General features: G+C 53.4%; 13 protein-coding genes. 6 read left to right on the top strand and 7 right to left on the bottom strand.

From position 1 onward, the window contains the following. The first annotated feature begins 12 nt into the window (after nt 1-12). Nucleotides 13-189, top strand: coding sequence for a hypothetical protein (locus PCH01S_RS30425; RefSeq protein ID WP_156972819.1), 177 nt, complete (start codon nt 13-15; stop codon nt 187-189). A 4-nt stretch (nt 190-193) separates the two neighbouring features. On the opposite strand, the gene PCH01S_RS12605 is transcribed toward PCH01S_RS30425, so the two are convergent. After that, on the bottom strand, nt 194-913 hold the full coding sequence (locus PCH01S_RS12605; RefSeq protein ID WP_042229754.1) for an SDR family oxidoreductase: 720 nt from the start codon (nt 911-913) through the stop codon (nt 194-196). Between the two features lie 211 nt (nt 914-1,124). Between PCH01S_RS12605 and PCH01S_RS12600 the strand changes: the two genes are divergently transcribed. Then, on the top strand, nt 1,125-1,454 hold the full coding sequence (locus tag PCH01S_RS12600; RefSeq protein ID WP_042229753.1) for a winged helix-turn-helix transcriptional regulator: 330 nt from the start codon (nt 1,125-1,127) through the stop codon (nt 1,452-1,454). A gap of 185 nt (nt 1,455-1,639) precedes the next feature. Here the strand turns inward: PCH01S_RS12600 and PCH01S_RS12595 are convergent, their stop codons facing one another. Beyond that, the gene (locus PCH01S_RS12595; protein WP_241688796.1) at nt 1,640-3,142 is read right to left on the bottom strand and encodes a sensor domain-containing diguanylate cyclase; all 1,503 of its coding nucleotides are present in this window, start codon (nt 3,140-3,142) and stop codon (nt 1,640-1,642) included. A gap of 398 nt (nt 3,143-3,540) precedes the next feature. On the opposite strand from PCH01S_RS12595, the gene rpoD reads away from it, so the two are divergent. The 3 genes from rpoD (at nt 3,541) to PCH01S_RS12580 (ending at nt 6,116) form a co-directional block, all read left to right on the top strand. Continuing rightward, nucleotides 3,541-4,452: an RNA polymerase sigma factor RpoD gene (rpoD, locus tag PCH01S_RS12590; protein WP_196809670.1), complete on the top strand. Its 912-nt coding sequence runs from the start codon at nt 3,541-3,543 to the stop codon at nt 4,450-4,452. Nucleotides 4,453-4,471: 19 nt separating this feature from the next. Then, the gene (locus tag PCH01S_RS12585) at nt 4,472-4,726 is read left to right on the top strand and encodes a hypothetical protein (RefSeq protein ID WP_241688797.1); all 255 of its coding nucleotides are present in this window, start codon (nt 4,472-4,474) and stop codon (nt 4,724-4,726) included. Between the two features lie 199 nt (nt 4,727-4,925). Next, a complete protein-coding gene (locus PCH01S_RS12580) occupies nt 4,926-6,116 on the top strand; it encodes a DHH family phosphoesterase (protein WP_042229749.1) in 1,191 nt (396 codons plus the stop codon). Between the two features lie 199 nt (nt 6,117-6,315). Here PCH01S_RS12580 and PCH01S_RS12575 read toward each other — a convergent pair whose 3' ends face one another. Together PCH01S_RS12575 and PCH01S_RS12570 are read right to left on the bottom strand one after the other, a co-directional pair. Further along, a complete protein-coding gene (locus tag PCH01S_RS12575; RefSeq protein ID WP_042229747.1) occupies nt 6,316-7,620 on the bottom strand; it encodes an NtaA/DmoA family FMN-dependent monooxygenase in 1,305 nt (434 codons plus the stop codon). Nucleotides 7,621-7,773: 153 nt separating this feature from the next. Continuing rightward, nucleotides 7,774-8,601, bottom strand: coding sequence for an AraC family transcriptional regulator (locus PCH01S_RS12570; RefSeq protein ID WP_042229746.1), 828 nt, complete (start codon nt 8,599-8,601; stop codon nt 7,774-7,776). 285 nt (nt 8,602-8,886) lie between these two features. Between PCH01S_RS12570 and PCH01S_RS12565 the strand changes: the two genes are divergently transcribed. Next, nucleotides 8,887-9,678 carry an NAD-dependent epimerase/dehydratase family protein gene (locus PCH01S_RS12565; protein WP_042229745.1) on the top strand — a complete coding sequence of 264 codons (792 nt, stop codon included), beginning with the start codon at nt 8,887-8,889 and terminating at the stop codon, nt 9,676-9,678. A gap of 190 nt (nt 9,679-9,868) precedes the next feature. Here PCH01S_RS12565 and PCH01S_RS12560 read toward each other — a convergent pair whose 3' ends face one another. Genes PCH01S_RS12560 through PCH01S_RS12550 form a run of 3 tightly spaced genes read right to left on the bottom strand, consistent with a single transcriptional unit; the run spans nt 9,869 to nt 11,521 of the window. Further along, nucleotides 9,869-10,417, bottom strand: a complete 549-nt coding sequence (locus PCH01S_RS12560) for a chromate transporter (protein WP_042229743.1) — start codon at nt 10,415-10,417, stop codon at nt 9,869-9,871. After that, nucleotides 10,414-11,037, bottom strand: a complete 624-nt coding sequence (locus PCH01S_RS12555; RefSeq protein WP_042229742.1) for a chromate transporter — start codon at nt 11,035-11,037, stop codon at nt 10,414-10,416. The genes PCH01S_RS12560 and PCH01S_RS12555 overlap by 4 nt, the downstream gene beginning before the upstream one ends. A 1-nt stretch (nt 11,038) precedes the next feature. Continuing rightward, the gene (locus tag PCH01S_RS12550; protein ID WP_042229741.1) at nt 11,039-11,521 is read right to left on the bottom strand and encodes an Lrp/AsnC family transcriptional regulator; all 483 of its coding nucleotides are present in this window, start codon (nt 11,519-11,521) and stop codon (nt 11,039-11,041) included. Nucleotides 11,522-11,758 lie beyond the last annotated feature (237 nt).

The following is an 11,758-nucleotide window of genomic DNA, read 5'->3' as shown; positions in this document are numbered from 1 at the left end:
GCGCGCCTCGGTTTGTTTGTTACCACCCCGTTCAACGTGGCATGCGGATCGTGCCGGTACTCCAATCACGAGCTGTATACAGCCAGTATCGGCAATCCCGATCCGTACGGGGACATAAGCGGATTTTTCGGCCAGGTAAAAGAAAAAGATCAGGTTCCCCCTGCACCGGAGAACCTGGTCTTTTTCTAGCGGATCAAGTCAGCAGATGCCCGCCGTCGACATGGAGGACGGTGCCCGTTACGAAGCTGTTGTGAAGCAGATAAAGCACGCTTTGCGCCACATCTCCGGGCTGTCCGACCCGCTTGACCGGCAGTCTGGCGGCCACGGATTCGTAGAAAGCGCTGCGCGCCGCGTCATCCATGCCGGCCCGGGAAGGCGTATCAATGATGCCGGGCGAGACGACATTGACCCGCAGGGGAGCCAGCTCCAGGGCGAGCGTCTGGCCGAGCGAAGCGACGGCGGCATTTACGGCGCCAAGACTAGCGGCGCCGGCCATCGGCTTGAAGGCGACCAGGCCGGAGAAGAGGGTGATGGAGCCGCCTTCAGCGAGAAGAGGGGCGGCATGCTTCGCCGCGTAGTACTGCCCCCAGAATTTGCTGTCAAACAGCTCCCGGGCTTTGGACGTTTCGGTGGCAAGGAAGGGACCGGACCAGGTCTGCGCCGCCGTGACGACCAGATGATCCAGACGCTTGACGTCGCGCGTCATGAATTCCTTGACGGCCTGCTCGTCGGCCATGTCCAGCTCATAGGCCGAAACGGAGGACCCGAGCGTATTGTGGGCTTGGCGGAGCTTGTCCGCCGATCGGCTGGCGATCACAACCTCGGCCCCTTGCTCCAGGGCCAAAGCCGCGGTCTCCAGCCCGATTCCGGAGCTGCCTCCGATAATCACGATTTTTTTTCCTGCGAGTGTCATGTTAAATTTCCTCCTCGGTTTGAGTTCGCAATGATGGACCGTTTCTGCCGTAACCGGGATAGGTAGATTGGCAAAGGTCGGCCGGTGTTGATTATTCTAATTCCAATTATTCATTTAGGAAAGTAGTGATATTTAATTCACCTTATTTCCCTAAAGTAACTATTGTGATATAGTTAGTTCCACTCAGGCAATAAAAACGGGAGGGTTATCGTTGGAAGAAGTCAAATTAAGCAAGGGCACCCCGGGTACGAAGTGCCCGATCGAGGCGGCCCTGGGGATAATCGGCAGCAAATGGACCTTTCTTATTATCCGGGACTTGCTGATTGACGGAACGGTAAGATTCGGAGAACTGCTGAAATCTTTGGAGGGCATCAGCCCGAAAACATTATCGGTTCGTCTGAGGGAGCTGGAAGAGAGCGGAATAGTCGTGAGAACCGTGTATCCCGAAGTGCCGCCCCGCGTGGAATACACGTTAACCGATAAGGGAAAACAGCTGGAGTCCATCTTCATCGAGTTGAAGGTGTGGGGCTTGAAGCTGTAGCGCGGAATTGCAAGCGGCTGGTTTATTTTCGGATAACAGCCGGCTGCCGTCTCTCTGAACTTGGTTAGCCATCGGAGAGGAATCCTAGATGAGACGTCCTTCTCACTGCCGTACAGCAGACAAAAAAATCCCCGTTTCGGCCGGCGGGGAAAGCACCGGACCGGGCGGACGGTGATATGAAACGGTTACATCGTATTCGAAGGGGAATGCGTATTATTCTTGTATGAGTGCTTCTCGATATACATTTCTTTATCCGCGGCTTCGATAATTTCGGCGGCGGACATGTCCGTGCCGGGTCCGACAGCGAAGAAACCGTGGCTGACCGAAACGGGAAAAGGAATGTCCGGCTCCCGGCTAAGAGCGAGCAGATCTTCGCGGATGCGGGTCCAGATGAGTTCGGCGGCGTCCGGCGGGGTATGGAGCACGAGGACGAATTCATCTCCTCCGTAGCGGAACAGATAATCTTCCGGCTCCAGATTTCTCTGCAGCACTTCGCACGCCTTGTTAATGAGCGAGTCTCCTTCGGCGTGACCGTAACGGTCGTTGACTTCCTTCAAATTGTTGATGTCGACGAAGCAGACGACCAGCTCGCCGCTCTGCTCTCTGCACTGGTCAAGTTCCTGCTGGAGAAGTGCCATCCCGTGCCCCCGGTTCAGCGCACCGGTCAGAGCGTCGAGGGATGCGTAGCGCGCGAGCTCGGCCTCGGCTTTTTTTAACTCCGTAATATCCGTAATCCCCGCGAGTACGCACGTTTCGTTGTCGTATATAATGAGCTCATAGTTGATCATGACCCATTTCTGGGAATGAGGCGATACGGACAACTGGCAGATACGGTTCTTGATGCTGTCTTTTTGCAGCAGCTCATGGATAATCTCTTCCTTCTCCGCGCTGCTCGGATAAGTAAAGGAGGCGTCGGCAGGCGTGCCGCTGTCCAGCGGAATTTGAAAAAAATGCGCGGCTTCCGCATTCAACTGTACGACGGTATTGTCCCGTATCCGGGACAGCACGAGCGGATAAGGGTTGACGGAGAACAGCTTCCGGAAATGAATCTCGTTCTCCTGAAGCTTCCGGGTGTTGATAAAATCTTTTTTTCTCAAGTTATACAAGGTAAGGACGATAAAGCACGCGATGATCGCCGTCCCCGTCGTGTTGATTTGCTTGGTCAGCAGATCAAATTTGTCTTTGTTTGCCATAGAAAGAAGGACTAGGAACACCGGATGGTTAATTAATAGAATAACCAAAAAATTCTTAGGGTGTATGGGAAGGATTATGGCGGCACTCAGCAGAATGATGATATAGGCGTCTACGTTTCCGGTCAGGCTTTGACTGTTGATCGAAGACAGCATGCCGATAAATAGATAGAGGGCCGTGTAGATAGTTACAAGGAGGCGTGGCCAGACTGTCCGTGAAGCAGCTGTCTGATTCCGGAGCAGACGGTACAGGATGAGGAACAGAACCGATAGCAGCGTACTCAGCAAATGTATGCCGATGGAGCCGTATCTGTAAGCCTCGACGGGAACGTCCAGGTAAAGGAAAAAATCCGCGTAGAAGTAATAAGGATAGACGGCAATCAGCAGTATGGAAACCAGTTTGATCCGGTGAAACAAGTGTCCGTGATGGGACTGGGCGAACAACAGCGAATCACCGGTCTGTTTGGAGGGAAAGATCAATTCTCGCAAAGTACTCATCCTTCTTTATCTGCTATACAATATGAATCATTTTATCACAAAAAGCGGAAAGGCCGATTCTTTTTTCGGCGGATTTACGAGAAGAAAAAAATAGAAAAACCCTTTTCCACGAAAAGTGAAAAAGGGCTTGAATTTGAAGAGAAGCTGTGATAAAATCACAAGTACTTATTTTTAGTTAGATATTTAGAATATATCATAATTTCATCTTGGTGTCAATACTCATAATTATAGCAGTTGCAATTGCGATCATTACCCGGAGCTTTGGCGGGTGCAGACGAAGAGAACGACAATGCACTGGACGTGATTCCGGTTTCGGGAAGCAGGGGGCTGAGCATATGACAAAAGATCAACACACAGGAACAGAAGCAGGACAATTCCAACCGGTACTAGATCCGTTTATGAAACCGGGGAAAGACGACTCCCGGGAGGCGGAACAGGGCGGGCAGCAGGATGACCTGTCTTTGCCGCATGGCATCCGTATGGATGATCCCGTACGTATGTACCTGAAAGAAATCGGACGTGTAGGGCTTCTTTCGGCTGAAGAGGAAGTCAATATCGCCAAACGGATCGAGCAGGGTGACGAGGAAGCGAAGCGTATTCTGGCGGAAGCGAATCTGCGTCTGGTCGTCAGCATCGCCAGAAGATACGCGGGCCGAGGCATGCTTTTCCTTGATCTGATCCAGGAAGGCAATATGGGACTGATGAAGGCCGTCGAGAAGTTCGACTATACCAAAGGATATAAATTCAGCACCTATGCGACCTGGTGGATCCGTCAGGCCATCACCCGCTCCATCGCCGACCAGGCGCGCACGATCCGTATTCCCGTTCATATGGTGGAGACGATCAATAAGCTGAGCCGCGTATCGCGCGAGCTTCTTCAGGATCTCGGGCGGGAGCCCGCTCCCGAGGAAATCGCCAAAGAGATGGAGCTCAGCGTAGAGAAAGTCCGCGAGATTATGAAGATCGCCCAGGAGCCGGTGTCGCTTGAAACCCCTGTCGGCGAAGAAAGCGACACGAACCTGGGAGATTTCATCGAGGACCAGGACGCGATGGCTCCGGCCGACGCCGCCGCGTTCGAGCTGCTGAAGGTGCAGCTGGAGGACGTGCTCGACACGCTGAGCGAGCGGGAGGAGAACGTGCTGCGCTTGCGCTTCGGGCTCGACGACGGGCGTACCCGCACGCTGGAAGAGGTCGGTCAGGTATTCGGCGTTACCCGCGAAAGAATCCGCCAGATCGAGGCGAAAGCTCTGCGCAAGCTTAGACATCCGAGTCGCAGCAAACGGTTGAAGGATTTTCTGGACGAATCATAAGAGCAGGGGGATGAAAAGCATGACTGCAGGATTTGTCATCCGCTGTCTGAACTGCGGAGAAGAACATAAAGTGGTGCCCGGCCAGCGTGCTTACCGGGATGAGCGCATCGTGTTCGGCACGGACAATTACGGCGCCGATCAGATTTCCTGCGAATGCGGGAACGCTCTGGAGGAGCACAGCGAATATGAGGGCGAAGCGTTTCACAGCGAGTTCGTCGTAAAATGGCGGGATTTATCCGGCAAAGAGCCGGTCAACCGAACGAATAACATCTGAACGGATAGAGCCGTTCCGGCAGGGCATTTTCCCGGTCCAGGTACTCGCGCGAGGCGCGGTATCTCCCGGCGGAAATGCCTTTTTTTGTTGAAGCGAGAGAAAGAGGGTTGCATAGTCCGGCCGTTCTGTGGAAAAATTAGCAGGGATTAAAGCCCGACCGGCGAAGGACGGGAAATTAACGGCAAGGAGGCGGAGTCCGATGATTCATTTGTATACACATAACGATCTGGACGGAGTGGGCTGTGGCATTCTCGCCAAATGCGCGTTCGGGGAAGAAGCGGAGGTCCGGTACAACTCCGTGGAAGGACTGAACGTCCAGGTCCAGAAGTTTCTGGAACTTGTCCGGCAGGGAAAGGCCAAGCACGAGTACCTCTACATTACAGATTTGTCAGTTAACGAGCAAAACGAGCAAGAGCTGAACGAATACGCGCAATCCGGCGGCAAAATCAGCATGATCGACCACCATAAGACGGCGCTGCACTTCAATGCGTATCCGTGGGCGGCGGTTACCGTGGCATATCCCGACGGCAGGCTCGCTTCCGCGACGTCCCTGTTCTACGAGCATCTGCTCCGGAACGGGTTTTTGAAAGCGACTCCGGCGCTGGATGAATTCGTCGAGCTGGTCCGCCAGTACGACACGTGGGAATGGGAGGCGAACGGCAACGCGCAGGCCAAACGGCTGAACGATTTGTTCTACCTCGTGTCCATTGACGAATTCGAGGAGAAAATGGTGCCCCGCCTCCTGGGAAGCGAACCGTTCGCTTTCGATGATTTCGAAGAAAAAATTCTGGATATGGAAGAGAGTAAAATCGAGCGCTACATCCGGAGAAAACGCCGGGAAATCGTCCAGACCTTCATTCACGATTACTGCGTAGGCATTGTCCACGCGGAATCGTATCATTCCGAGCTGGGCAACGAGCTGGGCAAGGAGTACCCGCATCTGGACTACATCGCGATTCTGAATATGGGCGGCAAGCGCGTCAGCTTCCGGACCATCCACGATCACGTGGATGTTTCCCAGGTGGCCGGACGCTACGGCGGCGGCGGTCACGCGAAGGCTTCGGGCTGCTCGCTGACCGACGAGGTTTATCCGGCCTATGTGGCCGAGCCGTTCTCCGTCGAGCCGATCCGCACGGATGCTTTTCGCAACTACTACAACGTGAAAAACAGCAGCTTCGGAACGCTGTATGAAGGCCGCAGCGACACGCGGTTTTTCCTTTATCCCTTTGACGGAAAGTGGAAGATGGAGATTAACGGCGAAGAAGTCGACGCTTCGTACGAAACGTACGAGGAAGCCGAGCGTTTTATTAAACGGCACTATGCCGCGTGGCTGGTTCGCGATGACGCGTTCGTGAAATTTCTGATGAAGCATTTCAGAAAAGAAACGTGAGCCCTGCGGCAGGGCGGAAGGCCGCGAAAGGCTGCTGAAGACTGCAAAGGCAGCGGAAGGCGACAAAGTGCATGTCCCTGCGGGTATGCACTTTGTCAATTTTACGGGATAACTTCGGCTTCCTAATTAAACAAACCGGGCAGCACCTCCAAGCTTCCAGCTTAGAAGGGCTGCCCTATGTTTTAACGAGTATCGGATGCTATATGCCCAAATGCGCCCTCAAAGTCGAGCCTGCATACTCGCTTCTGAACAGGCCTTTTTCGACCAACTGAGGCATAAGTTTTTCAAAAAATAGTTCCATAGATTTTTCTGAACCGCCCGGAAGAGCTATAAATCCGTCAATAGCACCGGCCTCAAACCGCTCAATAATATCGTTCAACACGTCCTCAACCGTCCCAACGGAAACCCAGTGAGCGGATCCGACGACCTCCGGCCTCGCCAGCACCTCTTCCACCGTAGGCTGGCGGTTTGTAATATACCGGCGCAGCAGCTCGGCATGTGTTCGGCTGCGGACTGGTTGATCGGGATCGGGAAGCATCTCGGCAGTTACACGATGTTCCGAGGTGAAGCCGCTTAAATCGAGGCCCAGCACTGATTTGAGCGATGCGAGTCTGCGCTCCATGCTCAGATTTGCGTGGGCAGCCTTATGTAATTCCCCCGCTTCCTCGCGAGTTTCACCCAAGAAGAAATATAAGCCGGGCAAAACTCTGATGGCGTTCGGATTGCGCCCGTGTTCCCGGGCCCTTCTTCTCAAATCATTGCGTAATTCCACTCCGGACTCCAGGTCCGGCATCGCCGCAAAAATAGCATCCGCTACGGAAGAGGCGAAGTTTCTTCCCGTATCTGACGCGCCTGCTTGAAATAGGGGAATGGAGCCCGACTTATGGGCAGGCAAAGTAAGCGGTCCCTGAACACTGAAAAATTCACCCGAATGATGAATGGGGGAGATTTTGTCCTTATCCGAAAATATGCCTGACTCACGGTCCATCACAATTGCTTCTTGCGGAAAACTTTCCCAGAGCTTGCGTACGACATCCGTAAATTCCATGGCTTTCGCATATCTTTCTTGCGGTGAAGGCATAGGAGAGTCGCTGAAATTTTCTGCGCCTTCAATCGAAGTTACGATATTCCAGCCGGCGCGCCCGTTGCTAAGCCAGTGCAGCGACTGAAGCTGCCTTGCGACAACATAAGGCGGGTTGAAAGTGGTGGAAACCGTTGTAACCAGTCCGATCCGCTCGGTTTCACGAGCAATCGCCGCAAAAATCATGGTAGGATCAGGGCTTCCGAAATTAGCGGAATCGCCCAGCATCTGCGGGCTGACATAAAGATAATCCGCTTTGAAAAGAAAATCGAGTTTTGCCTTCTCCGCCGTTTTTGCCAATTCGATGTAGTAGTCAATGGAATCCATTTTTTCCACACCGCTGCCCGGACGCCTCCAGCCGTCTCCTTTCATCCAAGTTGCAGATAAGGACAATCCGATACACAATGGTCTATGTGTAATCAATTCTACCAACCTCTCTATGTCCTAAAAGTAGTTTCGCAAAATTAATAATGATTCTCATTATCAATGTCAAGTGTAGCAAGGACAAAAGAAAATGCAAATACACAAATCGCGGATTCGATATGCAGGATTATCTAATCCGGACTTGCCGTGTGATTATTTATAATTCTCCATTTTATGTATGTATGCGGAGGGAGACACACCGAATTTCTTTTTAAATATTCTGCTGAAATAAAGCTGATTGGCATAACCGACACTGACAGCAATATCGCGGATGGGAAAATGGCCTGTTTTAAGCAATTCACTCGCTCTTTCCATCCGATAGCGAATGACATAATCGATGGGACGGAACCCCGTATATTTGTGAAAGAAGTAGGAGAAACGTTTGGAACTCATTGCATGCAGCTCGGCTAACCCGTCGAGTGTCAACGGATTCATATAATGCCCATTAATGTAGGCAACGGCCTCCTCTATCACTCTTTTGCTTGGAAAATGGCTGTTCTCCCGATACCTGCAGCCCGCCAGAACTTGATGCACGATGCTTAAGAATAATTCCTTCACACGAAGTTTTCCTATCCCTCCTGGTGTATGGACATTCTGTTGGAGCAGGATCAGTAATTCCGTCACTCTCGGATTTGCGCCAGGTTCTAGCTTGAAGTGAGAGTCGCATTCATGATCTCTATTTTCATTACCTAGCTTGTCCAATCGATAAAAGAGTAAATAGTACTCGAGCTCTGATTGTCCTATAACCCGGGAATCCAGCCGCATGCCCGGAGCCGCATGGAATACCGATCCCGGAAGTAATCGGTAAGCCGTTCCGTTCACGCACATTTTAGCCTCTCCGCGAATGATAAAAAGAAATCCGTGCCTTACGGTCCTAAAATCACTCAATACGCTTTGCGGCTGGATGACTAAACGGTAGGTGCCTTCTATATCATAGGAACAGCCAGCGAATATCCCGGCTAATTTATCCAAGTCTATCATTGCGTCACACCTGCTTCCTCTCAGTTGGTTCAATAGTGCCAAACCATATATCCGTTCTTGGGGTTTATAATTGATCCCATTTATTATATGCGAAACTTATCCGCAATACAGTTTCCTGTTCAACAGAAATCTGTTGCGCCGTTAATAGTGAACGGCCTTAAGGGGATTACCGTGCGGGCAGCGGGGGTAAGTTGTACACATAACGGGCGGGAAAATTTCCGTGAATGGCGCTTTCTGCCGGGGGGAGCCGCCCCGTAAACTTTTTTTTGGGAAGGGGAGAGGGCAGTGAAAAGAAAAATTCTCATCACGGGAGCGACGGGAAGAATCGGCAGCACGCTGCTGGCCGGGCTGGGAAACCTGGACCGTTACGACATCACGGGGGCCGATCTGGAAGCCGATGAAGAGGCCGGGATCGTACGGTTGGATGTGACGGATGCGGACCGTCTGGAGGAACTGACGAAAGGCGCGGATACGATTCTGCACATCGCCTGGGCCGAGGACGACGAGGATTTCCTGGGGAAAGTGCTGCCGGTCAACGTGACGGGCGCTTACCGGCTCTATGAAGCCGCACGCAAGAACGGAGTGAAGCGGGTCATTTTCGCCAGCTCCAATCATGCGACGGGGTTTTACAAGGTCGGGGAGGATGTGGAGGTTACGGACCCTTACCGGCCGGACAGTTTTTACGGACTCAGCAAATGTTATATCGAGCTGCTCGGACGCTTATATGCGGATAAGTACGGCATTTCGTCCTTCAATATGCGGATCGGCAATTTTCCCGGCGATGACCGCCCTCATTCCGAGCGTTCGGCTCACATCTGGATCTCGTCCCGGGACATGGTGCAGCTTGCCGAGCGCTGTATAGAAGCGGATGCGTCGATGAAGTACCTCGTTCTCTACGGAACGTCGGCGAATACCGGCAATTATTACGACATCGGTTATTTAAAAGAATTGATCGGCTACGCTCCGCAGGACGATTCCGCCGTTCTGATGGAGGAAGCCCGGCAGCGGCGCGAGACCATCAAGGAAGACGAGACCCCGTTCCAGGGGGGAAGCTTCGTCGATAAGAAGCCTTCCTAGGAAGTGGGCGGAAATTACAAGCTGCGTGTAACTTTAGCCGTATCCGCAGCCGGACCCGGCTCTCGGCCCGCCAGTCATGCAAGCATAAACGCAACCCCCGGTATAGAGAATACCGGGGGTTGCGCGGTTTGAAGTGTGCCGTCGCCGATGGCGGCGGAGGGATGGCGGTCTTCCGGCTCCCCCGGCTCCCTCAGATCCCAAAATATCCGATCGCCACGCCGCCGTAAATGAACGCGGCAATGATCACGAACGCCGGATGGATTTTGCGCCTCTGCATGGCCCAATAGGCGACGGCGGCAATGCCGAGCGACTGCCAGATGCCGATGGATTGGACGGAGCCCTCGGCCATCTGCCAGGTCAGCACGACCATCATGACGGCGATGACGGGCTGGACGAGCAGCGTCATGCCTTTCACGACGGAGGACTGCCGGTGCTTCTGAAGCAGCTTCAGAAGCACGATCAGGGCGATCGCCGACGGAACGACCGTCGCGGCTATGGCGACGGTCAGCCCGAACCAGCCGGCGACGTCGTAGCCCACGTAAGCGGCGATCTTCGTCGCGATCGGCCCGGGCAGCGTGTTGCCCAGCGCCAGGATGTTGGAGAACTGGCGGTCGTCCGCCCAGTGATAATGCGTGACAACTTCCTGATACACAAGGGGAATGGAGGAGGGTCCTCCCCCGTAACCGAGGACGTTGGAGACGAAAAAACCGATCAGCAGGTTCAGCCAGTCCTCTATCATGAACCGTCCTCTTTTCCGTCATCCGGTGCCCCTTGTTTGCCCAGCCTGCCGCGCAGCCAGCGGACGGCCTTGAAATGAAACGCTCCGTAGGCCAGGAAAACGATGATCACAATCGCCGCGTGGATTTGAATGATTTCGAGCATCAGCAGCGACAGCGCGAAAAATCCGAAGCCCGCCGGCTTACCGAGCCCTTTGACGGCCCGTTCGGCGAACTCGTAGGCCATCAGGCCGATCATCACGGCCACGACCGGGATGACGGCGGCGATCATCCCCTGCACGACGGCGGAGCTGCTCAAGTAGCCCACCACGGAAAGCAGCGCGATCATCGCCAGCGACGAAGGCAGAATATGCGCGATGACGGCGACGATAGCGCCGGAAGTGCCTTTCTGCCGGTAGCCGAGGTAGGCGGCGATCTTCGTCGCGATCGGCCCCGGGAGGGCGTTGGCGAGAGCCAGGATTTCGCCGAACTCCTCGTCCTCCATCCAGCCGTAATGATTGACGGCCTCATAACGGATCAGCGGAATGACGGAGGGCCCTCCGCCGTAGCCGAGAATGCCGGTTTTGACCATGGCCGAGGTCAGTTCGTAGTAGGGCTTTCGCCCGCGGGAAGCTTGTTCCATCTTACAACCTCATTCCCATGCGGCTTTTGAACCGGGTAATCAGCACCTGGCAGTCCACGCTCGTAATGCCCGGCAGCGGGTACAGCTTTTCTTTGAGGAACAGCTCCATCTCATGATGGTTCTTAAAAAGCCCGTGCATATGCAGCTTGCTCGGACCCGTCATATGATAGAGACTCGTCACCGAAGGCTCTTCCGCCAGCTCGTCGGCCACTTGGTGCAGAAACTTGGGCTCTACCTCCACGTTAAAAAAAGCGGAGACCCCGATCCCGATTTTTTCGGGGTTGATGACCGCGGTAAACCTTTCGATTACTCCCGTTTCCATCAGAGCTTGTATCCGTCCTTGGACGGCAACACGTGATAACCCGATATCTTTGGCCAGGTCGGTATAGGAAATGCGGCCGTTGGCGTTCAAGGCCCGGATAATTTTGCGGTCGGTTTCGTCGATTCCCGCGGATTTGGTTTCCGGCGGATCTTGTGTGTTCATTTTCGGATCGTCTCCCTTTGTTTCTTTTATTAAACATATTGCAGGATTAAAGATTACAAAAGTTTCGTTATGTAAGAATATATACGTATTTGATTTCGTTTTCAAACTATTTTTCTGAAAAATTGCGGCATTCGCATGAAAATAAGCCGGTTTATTCCCGGCACGACGGAGCTTCCGGGTCCGGAAGTTTTGGTTTCGGGGCTCTCGAGTCCGAAAAATCGGGGACTTGTTCCGGTC

It is taken from the genome of Paenibacillus chitinolyticus NBRC 15660, assembly GCF_000739915.1.
Lineage (GTDB): Bacteria > Bacillota > Bacilli > Paenibacillales > NBRC-103111 > Paenibacillus_F > Paenibacillus_F chitinolyticus.
This window is presented reverse-complemented; position numbering and strand designations above follow the sequence as displayed.